The following is a 14326-nucleotide window of genomic DNA, read 5'->3' as shown; positions in this document are numbered from 1 at the left end:
CCTTTTTGATTACTTTCTCTTACAAGCCAGTGTTATCTTGACCCGCTTGGAAATAACGAACGGCACTTTCAAACAATTTCTGGTCTTTCTGACCTGGAATATTTTGGAAAAGGCCGTCTTCATAACGTTCTGAGTGACCCATTTTACCAATGATTTGACCGTTCTTGCTTGTAATTCCTTCAATAGCGTAGAGTGAGCCATTTGGATTATATTTACTATCCATGCTTGGCTGACCGTCAAAGTCTACGTACTGACTCCAAATCTGACCATTGTCACGCAACTCAGCAAATTCCTCAGCCGTCACGACAAATTTCCCTTCACCATGTGAAACCGGAATGGCATGAATATCTCCTACTTGCACACCAGCCAGCCAAGGCGAGTTAGTATTGGCAATACGGGTTTCAACCATCTTAGCCACGTGCTGATTAGCATCATTGTAAAAGAGAGTTGGACTACTATCCCCTACTTCTTCAAAGTTTCCATATGGAAGAAGACCAGATTTGACTAGAGCCTGGAATCCATTACAGATACCAATGATGAGGCCTCCCCGAGCTATGAAAGCATCAATGGCTTTCTTGACCTTCTCGTTGAGAAGAATGTTGACGATAAATTTAGCTGACCCATCTGGCTCGTCTGCAGCAGAGAAACCACCTGCAAAGAAGATGATATTTGCCTTGTCAATATTGTCAACCATTATGTCAACGGACTTGACAATAGCCGCTTCGTCCAAAGTAACAAAGGGAACTAGATTGGCCTTGGCTCCAGCTGCTTCAAAGGCTTTAGCTGAGTCGTATTCTGAGTTGGTTCCAGGAAATACTGGAATATAAACTAGTGGCTCAACCACTTTCTCTTTAGCTTTGATAACTGTGTCAGAGACAAGTGCTGGGACGTTCTCTAAAACTTTAGATTGTTCAAATTCAGTTGGATAAACTGCTTCTAATTTTCCTTCAAAAGCATTGAGCAGATTTAAACCATTTATATCAATATCGTTTACGGTCAATGTAAACAATTGGGTTGTTTGTCCAATCTTAGCTACATTTGGAATCTCCTCTGTAGATGTAAAGATAAAGCCACCTAGCTGACCAGTTAAACAAGTTGACAGGTCTGTTAAGTTTACTTTTGCTCCTATACGATTCCCCAGACTCATAAGTGCTAAGCTTTCAAGTACTCCACCATATTTAACTGCTGATGCTGCACTAATTGTATATTCATGTTGAAGGCTCGCAAACTGTGTAAAGTTTGATTTTACAGTCTCAAAATCAATTTCTTTAGATAAGGCTGACCCTGGGATATAGTAGATCCACTCTCCTACTGCCTTAAATTCTGGAGACAGAACTTTTCGACTATCTGCTGTTGTTACACCAAATGCAACTAAAGTTGGAGGCACTGTCAAGTCTTCGAAGGTACCAGACATAGAGTCCTTACCACCGATAGATGGCAGACCAAGCTGAATCTGCGCTTCAATAGAACCTAGAAGGGCAGATACAGGCTGACCAAAACGTTCAGCTTTCTTATCCATCCGCTCAAAGTACTCTTGGTATGAGAAACGAGCCTTAGACCATTCTCCACCAGTGGCAACCAATCGAGCAGTTGCTTCGATCACTGCATATGCTGCCCCATGGTAAGGTGACCACTCAGCCAAATACGGATGGAAGCCCTGAGCTATCACAGATGCAGTATTCGTAAAACCAGACTGAACAGGTAATTTTTGAACAGAAGCTTCTGTTGGAGTTATTTGATAACGGCCTCCCAGTGGATGATTTACGGTTGAACGTCCTACAGAACTGTCAAAAATCGTTTGTAAACCTTTTTGGCTAGCATGATTCAGATCAGATAGAAGAGCTACCAGGTCTGTTTCAAGACTTTCAGCTGATGTTGTCCTTTCTTCAGGTAGCTTGACATCCTTGTCAACCACCTTGGCATCAACTACAACACGAACGCCATTTGTATCAAGGAAAGAACGCTCCAAGTCGACAATTGTTTCACCATTCCAGTGCATAACCAGATTTGGTTTTTCAGTCACTGTCGCAACGACAACAGCGTCAATATTTTCTTTGTTACATTCCGAAATAAAGGCATCTACATCCTCAGGACGAACAACAACAGCCATTCGTTCCTGAGACTCAGAAATAGCGATTTCTGTTCCATTGAGCCCTTGGTATTTAAGAGGTACCTTATCAAGATTGATTTCAAGACCATCTGCTAATTCACCGATAGCTACACAGACACCACCTGCTCCAAAGTCATTTGATTTCTTAATAAGTCGAGTTACATTTCCATTACGGAAAAGGCGTTGAATCTTGCGTTCTTCAATGGCATTCCCTTTTTGAACTTCTGCTCCTGCTGTCTCTACAGATTCGACAGTTTGCACCTTTGAAGAGCCTGTTGCCCCACCAACTCCGTCGCGCCCTGTCTTTCCACCTAATAAGATGACCACATCACCCGCTACTGGTTTTTCACGAACAACATTTTCTTTAGGAGCCGCTCCGACAACTGCTCCAAGCTCCATCCTCTTAGCTACAAAACCTGGGTGGAAGTACTCACGAACATAAGTTGTTGCCAAACCAATTTGATTACCGTAAGAAGAATAGCCATGCGCTGCTGTTTTAGAAATGATCTGCTGAGGAAGCTTTCCAGCTCGCGTTTCAGCAATTGACTGGGTAATATCGCCCGCACCAGAAATCCGCATTGCTTGATAAACATAAGAACGACCAGAGAGTGGATCACGAATAGCTCCACCAATACAAGTCGCAGCGCCACCAAAAGGCTCAATTTCTGTTGGATGGTTGTGGGTTTCATTTTTAAACATCAGCAACCAAGGCTCTTTAACTCCATCCACATCCACTTCAATCTCAACTGAGCAAGCATTAATTTCGTCAGACACTTCCATATCATCTAGACGCCCATTGGCTCTTTCGTAACGACTAAAAATAGTCGCCATATCCATGAGAGTCTGCGGTTTTTCCCCACGTCCCAACTCATCGCGCATAGCCAAGTATTTATCATAAGTAGCCTGCAATTGTTTTTCAAACTTAGAAGCTGAAAAATCAATCGTTTTTAACTCAGTCTCAAAGGTTGTATGGCGACAATGATCAGACCAATAAGTATCTAGGACCTTTAGCTCTGTCTCTGTTGGCACGCGCCCAATGGATTTGAAATAATCCTGAATAAATAGGAGGTCATCGACTTCCATAGCCAAACCTTGTTTAGACTTGTAGAGCAAAAAATCTTCTGCCGAATAGTTTTCAAAAAAGTCTAAATTTGGAATTTCCTTGTCAGAGCTTGAAAATTCCTGAGGACGGAGACCTGAGAGAATATCTTTAAAGCGAGAATCCACAGGATTTAGAAGATAACGCTTAATCGCCTCCAGTTCATTGGCATCAATATTTTTGTTGACTAAATAAAGTTGAGCTGTATTTACAATTACATTGCTATCACTGCCCAAGAGCAATAAAGCCTCCTGAGCGCTAGCTGAGCGTTGGTCAAACTGACCTGGCAGAGCTTCGATAGCAAAAAACGCTGTTTCTGCAAGTGCAACCTCTACTTCCTCTTCTGTCAGCAATCTATCTGTTACTTGCTCAGAGAAAATATGTTTTTCGGCCCGAGTATACAAGTCTTCTGCCAGATGAAAAACATCGTAAACCTGGATTATCCGAAGATCTGACAATGTTTTCAGCTGGAGATTATATGTCAGCTCTTTCATTAAACTATGTGACTTGATACCAAAATTACTTTTCTTCTCTACAAAAATACGCTTGTCCATGACTTTTTACACCCGTCCTTACTTAATCGCCTGCAACTTCTCCCAAACAACTTGGTAAACATCCGTTAATTCACCAAGACCACGTCGGAAAACATCTTTATCCATGTGGTGTCCTTCTGCGTCCCAGAGACGGCAGTTATCAGGCGAAAATTCATCTGCTAGAATAATCTTGCCATCTTTGTCAAAGCCGAACTCTAACTTGAAATCAATCAATTTCAGTCCGATTTGGTGGAACCAATCTGACAAAAGTTTATTGATCCGACGAGTCTACTCTTTCAAAAAGGCAATTTCTTCGTCGCTAGCAATCTTCAAGAATTTTACATGCTCGTCATTGATGAAAGGATCATCCAAATCATCATTCTTGTAGTAAAATTCTACAATCGGAGTTTCAAGTGCAATCCCTTCTTCTACTCCAAAACGCTTAGAGAAAGACCCCGCTGTATAGTTCCGAAGCACTACTTCTAATGGAATAATCTTTACTTTTTTGTTGAGTTGATCTGTATCTGAAATCTTTTCAATAAAGTGCGTGGCTACACCTGCAGCATTCAATTTTTCAAAAATAAATGATGAAATCTGATTATTGAGCACTCCCTTGCCAACAATTTGTTCTTTCTTTACACCATTAAAAGCAGTGGCTTGATCCTTATAATGTGCTACAATCACATCCTCATCATCTGTAGCAAGAATATCTTTGGCTTTTCCCGAATATATCAATTTATTTGACATTTTAATGTTCGCCTTTCGTAATTTTATGCCTTCATTTTACCATATGAACTTAATATTTACAAGCTGTATCCGTATTTTGTACCTAACTTCCATTGTTTTTTTATTTAAACTACCTTCCTTATCAAAATATAGAAAAAAGTAGGTCAAGGCCTACTTTGTTTTTTTCTCAATATATGCTACTATTTCTGCAACACTGCATAGACGATCAATATCTTCATCTAAAATATCAATTCTAAATTCGTCTTCTAAGGTCAGAATAAACTCCATCATATCAACAGAGTCTGCTCCTATATTGTCCCTAAGACTTAATTCTGGAGTTACCTCAAAACTTTTACCTTGGCGTTCTTGAATAATAGATACGATCTTTTGGTAGATTGTTTCCTGCGTCATTGTGTTTCCTCCTTTGAGAATTCTGTAACTGATTTACCAACCACATCCGTATGTAGCATTGTTCGAATTTGACGAATCGTACTGCAAACTGTTTTTGCATCACTTGAGCCGTGAGTCTTAACCACTGGTGCTTTTAGACCAAATAATACGGCTCCCCCAGCATCAGAATAATCTAGTCTAGACTTTAGTTCCTTCAGGCTATCTTTTAAAAGCAAGGCACCCAACTTAGCCTTAAGTCCACCGCCTAAAATACTCTTCTTAAGCTGCCCCATAATACTGAGTGCTGTTCCCTCAATAGACTTTAAGACTGCGTTTCCGGTGAATCCATCTGTCACTACAACATCAGCTACACCATTCATCAACTCACGCGCTTCCACATTCCCAATAAAATTAAGAGAAGAATCTGCAGCAAGTAGTTCATAGGTCTCCTTGCGTAAAGGATCACCCTTGCTACTTTCTGTCCCGTTGTTCAAAAGACCTACACGTGGTCTCTTAATTCCTCTCACACTCTCAGCATAAAAAGACCCTAACTTGGCGTACTGATACAAATGATGAGCGGTATTTTCTGCATTTGCTCCTAAATCCAGCATATCAAATCCCTGACCATCAACGGTTGGTAGAGTTGACAACAGACCTGGTCGATCAATGTTTTTAATGCGACCTACGATAAAGAAGCCTGCCGCTAAAAGTGCACCTGTATTCCCAGCAGAAAGAACAGCATCTGCTTCTCCTGCTTTAACAGCCTTAGCAGCTAAGACCATACTAGAGTTCTTCTTTTGACGAATGGCCTTGGTTGGCTCATCATCAGAATTAATCTTTTCATCTGTGTGGACAATGCTAACTCGCTCACTTGCAGTCAGATACTGCTTGATCTTGGCCTCATCTCCATATAAAATCAGCTCGATATCTGAAAACTCTTGAAGAGCTTGATTAGCTCCTTCTACCAAGGCCTGAGGGGCAAAATCGCCTCCCATAGCATCAATGGCAATTTTTTTCATATTGACTCCTTATTTTCTTTATCTTTTAAAATACTTCCCCAGTCTCCTAGAGAATCAATGAATTTCTTTGATTTCAAATGAATCCCAACATAATCGTCGTAAATTTGATCTATAAATTCGCGTAGTTGTTGCTTAATTTCTGCTTTTAGTGAAATAGTTTCCAGAGTGCTATATTCCACTGCCTGAAATTGATCAAGTAAAAATGGTATATTGGGGTGGAGATGGCAGCGACGATCGTCCTCACGATAGTGATCCGGACAGAGGACACCACTGAATTTAAAGGAAAAATCAAAAGGTAGTCCAGTTCGATGACAAAAGACACATTCGTGGAAATTCAGAGAAACACCAAAACGGGACAAAATCTGAACTTCAAAAATATTTGTCAAAATCTCATGGTCTAAACCTTCTTCCATTAGCTCCAAGGTTTTTGTCAGAAAAGCAAAAAGAGCAGCGTCTGGTTGACTGTCCGGAATACTAGCGTCTGCCAAGGCAGCGACATAGGTCGCATAGGCCATGATGAACAAATCACTATTAATCCGAGTGAAAGGCTGGACATCTTGGTAATCCTGAATATAACTCAGACCATCATCATTCACCTTCATAAGCAAATTTGCCAAGGTAAGGGGCTGAATAACAGGACTCAGCTTAGAGTTGGTGGCATGTTTCACGAAAAACATACGCTTGCCAGCCTGTTCTGTAAATATTTTTACTAATTTGTCATCTTCACGAAAGTTTCGATTATAGAGTACTAGCGCTTTACTCGTGATGGACTGCATCATATTCTTCCATGTACTCCTTGAGTCGCTTCATAGCCTCTCGAATGACCTCCATACTAGCTGCATAAGAAAGCCGAATATAGCCTTCCCCATACTGGCCAAAAGCTGCACCTGGAATAAAAGCAACTGCTTTTTTCTCAGCAAAATCTTTCAGAAAAGCAAACGAATCCTGCGTAAACCCATCCGGAATCTTAGCAAAGATATAAAAAGCACCGTCCGGTTTTATAATTTTAAAGCCCAAGTCCCTCATCTTTTCTAAGATATAATCTCGCCTTATGATGTATTCCTTCTTCATAGGAAGAGCGTCGTCTTTTCCAGCTGATAAGGCTTCTACCCCTGCAAATTGTGCCATAGTATTTGCAGCTGTTACCAAATATTGGTGGCTCTTGATGATCTGAGCGGTAAACTCAGCAGGCGCAAAGATAAAGCCTAATCGCCAACCAGTCATAGCATGAGATTTGGAAAGACCATTGATAACAATGGCTTGCTTAGGTAGATACTGACCGATGGAAACATGAGCCTCTTCTCTGTAAGTCAACTCCGAATAAACTTCATCACAGACAACAAAGACTGGATATTTACTCAACACTGCTGCCAAGTCCTGGATTTGCTCCCTAGAATAGGTCACACCAGTTGGATTGGCTGGATAGTTCAGGATGACAGCCTTGACTTTTTCACCTTGCTCCAAAATAGCCTTTTCTAGCATTTCAGGGGTCAAGACAAAATCATTTTCTGTTGTATCAATCTCGACAATTTTAGCTCCTACAAGATTAACAATCGGCTCATATCCTGGATAAGCAGGTGCAGGAAGTAAAACAACATCATCTTCTTCTAAGATAGCTGTCAAGGTTGCAGACAAAGCTTCTGTTGCACCAATAGTCACCAACACTTCGCTTTCTGGTTTATAGTCTAAATTATATTTTTCTTTAACAAACTCGCTGGCTGCCTGTCTTAGCTCAAGCAAGCCACTCATACCAGTATAATGACTCTGATCGGCATCAATTGCAGCCTTAGCCGCTTCTTTTACATGGTTCGGAGTTGTAAAATCTGGCTCACCTAAAGTTAGGCGTAAAACCCCGGGAATACTTGATATGGACTGATCAAACTGACGAATCATCGATACTTCAATTTTATCTAAATTCTTATTAAAACGTTTCGTTAAATCCATACATTGCCTCCATATCTTTATCTTTTCAAATATTATACTACAAATAAAAGACCGTCGCAAAAACTGACTGTAATCATACAAAAGGAAAAAGATTGCAGCTCAAGCCCAATCTTGTATCCTTTCTTTATTGTTCTTCGCTTTCATCATCAAAATAGCGAATCAAGTTCTTTTCTGTCAAAATATCTGAGTAAGTATAAGATTCTACATAAGTACTTGCAGAGTCTCCAGCTGGAACATTGTCATTTGTATATTCTACTATAAATAAAGAAGGATAAACCTCAATCAAACGTCCTTTTTTATCCTTTTGACGCTTCCGCCCATTTTCCAGAGTCATCTCGACAATCTGCCCCTCATGTGCCTTGATGTCTTCTTTAATTTTTTTCATTTTTGCTACATCTGTAAATGCATCACTCATTTTATACTTCCTCCCTTTTAGAAATACTTGAGAACTTGTTGTATTCTTTTTGGAAAATCAATTCTACCGTACCACGCGCACCGCTACGGTTTTTCTCGATAATAACTTCCACCTTGTTATTTGGAATACCTTCTTCTTCATCGCCAGCACGATCATAATAATCATCCCGATAGAGAAAGGCTACGATATCCGCATCCTGCTCGATAGATCCAGATTCCCGGATATCAGACAGCACTGGCCGTTTATCTTGTCGTTGCTCTACTCCACGAGAGAGCTGACTTAAGGCAATTACTGGTACTTTTAACTCTTTTGCTAAAATCTTCAGCTGACGAGAAATTTCTGATACCTCTTGCTGACGATTTTCGCGTCCGGTTCCTGTGATCAACTGCAGGTAGTCAATCAAAATTAGGCCTAAATTGCCTGTTTCTTGAGCCAACTTTCTCGCCCGCGAGCGAATTTCTGTAATCCGAATCCCTGGTGTATCATCAATATAAATGCTGGCTTGCGCCAGATTTGCTTGAGCGATGGTTACTTTCTGCCATTCTTCATCGCTTAGTTGTCCTGTACGGATAGAATGCGAATTAATAACTCCTTCAGAAGCCAACATCCGGTCTACCAAGCTCTCTGCCCCCATTTCCAGAGAGAAAATAGCGACAGTCTTATCTAGTTTCGTCCCAATATTCTGAGCAATGTTAAGGGCAAAAGCAGTTTTTCCGACCGCAGGACGTGCTGCCAAAATGATCAATTCTTCCTCATGTAGACCTGTGGTCATCTTATCCAACTCAGGATAGCCAGTCGCAATCCCTGTGATATGAGAAGTTTGTTGAGAACGAACCTCCAAGTTTTCAAAGTTGATATTCAAGATATCTTTGATGTTTTTAAAACCACTACGGTTAGCATTCTCACTGACATCAATGAGCGCCTTCTCCGCACCAGCAATAATTTCATCTGCCGGGCTTGCTCCATCGTAAGCTTGATTGATAGAGTCTGTCAACCGAGCAATTAAGCGACGCAAAATAGCTTTTTCAGCTACGATTTTAGCATAATATTCCGCATTGGCAGAGGTTGGCACTGAGTTAACCACTTCAACCAAATAGCTGAGTCCACCAATGTTTTGTAAATCATCCTGGCTATCCAGAATATTTCGAACGGTAGTGGCATCAATTGCATCACCACGATCAGCCAAATCAATCATGGCTTTGAAAATCAAACGATTGGCATACTTAAAGAAGTCAGCTGGCTCGATATATTCACGAACGAAAACGAGCTTGCTCTCATCAAGAAAAATAGCTCCCAGAACAGACTGCTCAGCTAAAATATCTTGAGGCTGTGCTCGTAATTCATCAATCTCTGCCATAAAGAACTCCTCTCTCCCTTACTTATCCTTCCTTGACACGCAGATTGATGACACCTGTGATATCTTGGTAAATCTTCACTGGAACATCAATCAGACCTACTGAACGAATCGGTGAATCCACTTTGATATTGCGTTTGTCCAACTTAATACCAAATTGTTTTTCTAACTCTTCTGCAATTTTTTTGCTGGTAATAGAGCCAAACGTCCGACCATCCGGACCAACTTTTTCAGTAAATTCAACCAAAGTTGCTTCTTCTGCTAATTTGGCCTGAATCGCTTGAGCTTCAGCAACTAATTCAGCATGGGCTTTTTCTTCAGATTTCTGTTTACCCCGTAACTCACCAATAGCTTGAGCAGTTGCTTCTTTTGCTAAATTTTTCTTAATCAAAAAGTTTTGAGCATATCCTGTAGGAACTTCCTTTACTTCCCCTTTTTTGCCCTTACCTTTCACATCTGTTAAAAAAATAACTTTCATTCTACTATCTCCTCTTCTTTTTTGATCACTTCATCAATGATTTCTTGGTTTAATTTTCGGGTAACCTCTGCAACCGTAAGGTCTTTAATCTGAGCAGCTGCTAGATTAAAGTGGCCGCCACCACCCATATTTTCCATAATACGTTGGACATTAATCTTACTACGACTTCTAGCTGAAATCGAAACATAACCTTGCGTATTTTTACTTACCACAAAGGTTGCTTCGATCCCCGACATAGCAAGCATAGTGTCCGCCGCCTTACTGATTGCGACCGTCTGATAACTCTTATCTTCTGGCCCACTAGCTACGATGACGTTTGGTAATATCTTATTACCTCGTAGGATCAGCTCGTTAACTGCCCGATATTCATCAAAATCTGTTGCAGAAATATCTTGAATTGTCACACTATCACTGCCCCGTGTCCGTAAATAACTAGCCACATCAAATGTCCGACTAGTAACGCGAGAGGTGAAATTCTTAGTGTCCAACATCATTCCAGCCATCAAAATACTGGCCTGCATCTTACTTAATCTATTTTTCTTAGAATTTTGGAACTGAAGCAACTCCGTCACAAGCTCACTAGCACTACTGGCTCCACTTTCAATATAAGTAATGACAGCATTTTCTGGGAAATCATCATCCCGTCGATGATGATCAATTACAATAGTCTGATAAAACTGTTTATAAAAATCCTTAGATAGGGTCAAACTAAGCTTAGAATGGTCAACCATAATGAGTAAAGAGTTTCCTGTGACCATCGTCATGGCTTCCGCAACAGTTACCATATTGGTCTGACCTTCTTCTTGGAGTTTATTGACAGCTCTCTCAATATCTGCAGCCATTTGATACTGATCATAGACAACATATGTCTTATCAATTAAATTGCTTGCAAAAAGTTGCATTCCAACTGCCGAACCCAAAGCATCCATATCCAAATTCTTATGACCCACAACAAAAATTTGATCAACACTACGAATTTTATCCGAAATAGCGGTCATCATGGCCCGAGTACGTGTACGTGTACGCTTCACTGCAGCAGCAGAGCCACCTCCAAAGAAGATTGGATTCTTGCCATCAGCATTTTCTTTTACGACAGCCTGATCTCCTCCACGAACCTCAGCTAGGTTTAGATTTAACAAAGCCGTTTTACCGATTTGATCGTGGTCTCCATCTCCATAAGCGAAGCCCATACTGAGAGTCAGGGGTATTTCACGATTCTTAGCTTCAATCCTAAATTGATCAATAACTGAAAATTTATCCTGCATTAACTGATCAAGTACCGTAAAATCTGTAAAAAGATAAAAACGATCCATACCTACACGACGATAAAACATACGATGGCGATCAGAGAATTCAGCAATGTAATTGGCAACAAAACTATTAATCTGACTGATATCCGAATCTGATACAACATCTTCTAAATCATCATAGTTATCAACAGATATAATACCAATAACAGGGCGTGTAGTTGCTAATTCTGCAGTTGCATCATACTCATTAGAAGCATCAAAAAAGTAGAAAACATTAGAGGAACGATCCAGATAAATCGAATATTTCTTGTCACCGATTGTCATGTAGCGACCAGAACCTTCTAAACCTGTCTCCATCATCTGCTGTAGCATTTGTGTATCAAAATCCCCATCTTCTGTTGTACAAAGCAACTCAGCATAAGGATTGAACCACTCAACTTCACCAGTTTCTTCTTTAATTTTAATGACTCCAACAGGCATTTTATCTAGTAAAGATGCCAAACTATTTTCTGCATGGTGATTAACATACTGAATTTGTTCAAATTCTGCTGTTTCAAAAAACTTTTGTTGATAAATTAGAAGGGAAACCAAAAAGGCCACTACCAAAAAGGTAGCAAGCAAAACAAGCGTTCCTTCACCAAACGCTCTCAGTAAAACTGCTAAGATTCCAAAAGAAATAACGCCCAGCATTACAAAGTGAATTGGGGCAAAATGAAATTTTTTCATCACAAACCTCTTACCCGCCATTTTACCATAAATTCAATAAAAAAGCGAGTTTCTACTGATTCTAGACTTATTCGTGTTAGCTAAATTTTTGGTAAATTTAGTGATTATTTCTTAATTGATTGCATCATCCTCTAGTTGATTGTTTTTTGTCATAGTTGTAAAAAAAATTTACAGCAAAGTAAACATATTGGTGAATCCACTCAAAAAAGCTAGTTATTCAGTCATGTTTAATAATTAAAAGTTCTTTTTCACAAGCTTTTAAACTCAATCCATATCAGGCGAATGTTATTTACACTATGTTTACAATACTGTAAATATAGTGTAAAAACCACGTTTTTTATCAAACGTGGTTTTGTTTTTCTTTATTTTTTGAAATGCTACGTGCTTTTCCTTCCAAGTAAACCATCAAAATGGAAATATCTGCTGGATTAACACCAGAAATACGACTAGCCTGACCAATTGTTTCTGGATTGATTTTCTTAAACTTCTGTCGTGCTTCTGTTGCAATCGAGTCAATATCATCCCAGTCAATATTAGCTGGAATGCGCTTCTCTTCCATGCGCTTCATCTTTTCAACCTGATCAAGTGCTTTAGAAATATAGCCTTCGTACTTAATCTCTGTCTCAATCAGCTCGATAATCTTTTCATCAAGCTCCTCTGCCGCCGGACCAATAAACTGAACCACATCTTGGTAAGACACTTCCGGACGCCGCATAAATTCTTTGGCAGTTACTGCATCCGTTAGAGGCTTAAAGCCAAGCGCTTCTACCTTAGCATTTGTTTCCTTGACAGGCTTTAGTTTGATAGATTCCAAACGCTTCATTTCATTGTCAAACTGATTTTTTTTAATCTCAAAACGAGCCCAGCGTTCATCATCAACCAGACCAATTTCTCGTCCCATCTCTGTCAAACGCATATCTGCATTGTCATGGCGGAGAATCAAACGGTACTCAGCTCGGCTGGTCAAGAGTCGGTATGGTTCTACGGTTCCCTTGGTCACTAAATCATCAATCATGACTCCAATGTAACCATCACTTCGATTCAAAATCAACTCTGGCTTACCTTGGATCTTCAAGGCCGCATTAATCCCAGCAATAATCCCTTGACCAGCAGCTTCTTCATAACCAGAAGTCCCATTGGTCTGACCTGCTGTAAAGAGCCCAGAAATTTTCTTGGTTTCCAAGGTTGCCCGCAACTGGTGAGGCATAATCATATCGTACTCAATGGCATAGCCTGTCCGCATCATTTCGGCATTTTCTAGACCCTTGATAGAGTGAACCAAGTCCTTCTGCACATCTTCTGGCAAACTAGTTGACAACCCCTGCACATAAACTTCTTCTGTATCACGACCCTCAGGTTCTAAGAAAAGCTGGTGGCGTTCCTTGTCCGCAAAACGGACAATCTTATCCTCGATTGACGGGCAATAGCGAGGTCCCACACCCTTAACGATACCTGAAAACATAGGAGCACGATGCAGGTTATTTTGGATAATTTCATGACTTTCTGCATTGGTATAAGTCAACCAGCAAGGCACTTGATCTTTCACATAGTCTTCATCACGAGATGTGTAAGAGAAATGATTGGCTTTTTCATCACCTGGCTGAATCTCGGTCACATCATAATTGATAGATGACGCCTTAACACGTGGAGGAGTTCCAGTTTTAAAACGACCAATTTCAAATCCTAGATCACGCAGATTATCTGCCAAAGGAATGGCTGCTAAGCTATGGTTTGGACCAGATGAATACTTGAGATCACCAATAATAATTTCTCCCCGCAAGGCTGTTCCAGTCGTAACAATGACGGCTTTAGCTGCATACTCCTGATGAGTTGCCGTTTTAACCCCAATGACCTTACCATCTTCTACCAAGATTTCATTAATCATGGTTTGCCGCAGAGTCAGATTTTCTTGATTTTCAACAGTCTTCCGCATTTCTTTGGAGTAAACTTCCTTATCCGCCTGGGCCCTAAGAGCACGAACTGCAGGGCCTTTGCCGGTATTAAGCATCTTCATTTGGATATAGCTCTTGTCAATATTCTTGGCCATTTCTCCGCCCAATGCATCTACTTCACGGACAACAATCCCTTTAGCAGACCCTCCGATAGAAGGATTGCAGGGCATAAAGGCCAGCATCTCAATATTGATGGTTGCTAAAAGAACCTTGCAACCCATTCGACTAGCAGCCAGCGATGCCTCAACCCCAGCATGCCCTGCTCCAATCACGATAATATCATAACTTTCAGTAAAATTGTGTGACATTTCTTTTTCCTTCGTTTTTTTC

The 14326-nt window shown here is 40.4% G+C and carries 10 protein-coding genes and 1 pseudogene; all 11 read right to left on the bottom strand.

The features are described 5' to 3' along the window. Positions 1-19: 19 nt before the first annotated feature. A complete protein-coding gene (locus AWH02_RS03340) occupies positions 20-3763 on the bottom strand; it encodes a phosphoribosylformylglycinamidine synthase (RefSeq protein ID WP_060553277.1) in 3744 nt (1247 codons plus the stop codon). An 18-nt stretch (positions 3764-3781) separates the two neighbouring features. Beyond that, positions 3782-4489 (bottom strand): annotated as a pseudogene (gene purC, locus AWH02_RS03335) (phosphoribosylaminoimidazolesuccinocarboxamide synthase). Positions 4490-4639: 150 nt separating this feature from the next. Next, entirely contained in the window at positions 4640-4879 is a 240-nt protein-coding gene (locus AWH02_RS03330) for an acyl carrier protein (RefSeq protein WP_060553279.1), read from the bottom strand. Beyond that, the gene (plsX, locus tag AWH02_RS03325; protein ID WP_048777300.1) at positions 4876-5877 is read right to left on the bottom strand and encodes a phosphate acyltransferase PlsX; all 1002 of its coding nucleotides are present in this window, start codon (positions 5875-5877) and stop codon (positions 4876-4878) included. The genes AWH02_RS03330 and plsX overlap by 4 nt, the downstream gene beginning before the upstream one ends. After that, positions 5874-6656, bottom strand: a complete 783-nt coding sequence (gene recO / locus AWH02_RS03320; RefSeq protein WP_011999584.1) for a DNA repair protein RecO — start codon at positions 6654-6656, stop codon at positions 5874-5876. The genes plsX and recO overlap by 4 nt, the downstream gene beginning before the upstream one ends. Continuing rightward, the gene (locus AWH02_RS03315) at positions 6634-7821 is read right to left on the bottom strand and encodes a pyridoxal phosphate-dependent aminotransferase (RefSeq protein WP_060553280.1); all 1188 of its coding nucleotides are present in this window, start codon (positions 7819-7821) and stop codon (positions 6634-6636) included. The genes recO and AWH02_RS03315 overlap by 23 nt, the downstream gene beginning before the upstream one ends. Positions 7822-7945: 124 nt before the next feature. Continuing rightward, positions 7946-8236 carry a Veg family protein gene (locus AWH02_RS03310; RefSeq protein WP_011999582.1) on the bottom strand — a complete coding sequence of 97 codons (291 nt, stop codon included), beginning with the start codon at positions 8234-8236 and terminating at the stop codon, positions 7946-7948. A gap of 1 nt (position 8237) precedes the next feature. Next, positions 8238-9593 carry a replicative DNA helicase gene (dnaB, locus tag AWH02_RS03305; RefSeq protein ID WP_060553281.1) on the bottom strand — a complete coding sequence of 452 codons (1356 nt, stop codon included), beginning with the start codon at positions 9591-9593 and terminating at the stop codon, positions 8238-8240. Between the two features lie 22 nt (positions 9594-9615). Next, the gene (gene rplI / locus AWH02_RS03300; protein WP_060553282.1) at positions 9616-10068 is read right to left on the bottom strand and encodes a 50S ribosomal protein L9; all 453 of its coding nucleotides are present in this window, start codon (positions 10066-10068) and stop codon (positions 9616-9618) included. Next, positions 10065-12044 carry a DHH family phosphoesterase gene (locus AWH02_RS03295; protein WP_060553283.1) on the bottom strand — a complete coding sequence of 660 codons (1980 nt, stop codon included), beginning with the start codon at positions 12042-12044 and terminating at the stop codon, positions 10065-10067. Before AWH02_RS03295 ends, rplI begins: the two co-directional genes overlap by 4 nt. Before the next feature lie 340 nt (positions 12045-12384). Then, entirely contained in the window at positions 12385-14304 is a 1920-nt protein-coding gene (gene mnmG / locus AWH02_RS03290; protein ID WP_060553284.1) for a tRNA uridine-5-carboxymethylaminomethyl(34) synthesis enzyme MnmG, read from the bottom strand. Positions 14305-14326 lie beyond the last annotated feature (22 nt).

The sequence above is a fragment of the Streptococcus gordonii genome (genome assembly GCF_001553855.1).
GTDB classification, from domain to species: Bacteria; Bacillota; Bacilli; order Lactobacillales; family Streptococcaceae; genus Streptococcus; species Streptococcus gordonii.
Note: the sequence above shows the minus strand (reverse complement) of the source record. Positions and strands in the feature narration are given on the sequence as shown.

Bases quoted from the DNA above. Each gene is read 5' to 3' on its own strand.
- plsX (WP_048777300.1), bottom strand. From the start codon at position 5,877: ATGAAAAAAATTGCCATTGATGCTATGGGAGGCGATTTTGCCCCTCAG.
- recO (WP_011999584.1), bottom strand. From the start codon at position 6,656: ATGATGCAGTCCATCACGAGTAAAGCGCTAGTACTCTATAATCGAAAC.
- rplI (WP_060553282.1), bottom strand. From the start codon at position 10,068: ATGAAAGTTATTTTTTTAACAGATGTGAAAGGTAAGGGCAAAAAAGGG.
- AWH02_RS03315 (WP_060553280.1), bottom strand. From the start codon at position 7,821: ATGGATTTAACGAAACGTTTTAATAAGAATTTAGATAAAATTGAAGTA.
- AWH02_RS03330 (WP_060553279.1), bottom strand. From the start codon at position 4,879: ATGACGCAGGAAACAATCTACCAAAAGATCGTATCTATTATTCAAGAA.
- mnmG (WP_060553284.1), bottom strand. From the start codon at position 14,304: ATGTCACACAATTTTACTGAAAGTTATGATATTATCGTGATTGGAGCA.
- AWH02_RS03340 (WP_060553277.1), bottom strand. From the start codon at position 3,763: ATGGACAAGCGTATTTTTGTAGAGAAGAAAAGTAATTTTGGTATCAAG.
- AWH02_RS03310 (WP_011999582.1), bottom strand. From the start codon at position 8,236: ATGAGTGATGCATTTACAGATGTAGCAAAAATGAAAAAAATTAAAGAA.
- AWH02_RS03295 (WP_060553283.1), bottom strand. From the start codon at position 12,044: ATGAAAAAATTTCATTTTGCCCCAATTCACTTTGTAATGCTGGGCGTT.
- dnaB (WP_060553281.1), bottom strand. From the start codon at position 9,593: ATGGCAGAGATTGATGAATTACGAGCACAGCCTCAAGATATTTTAGCT.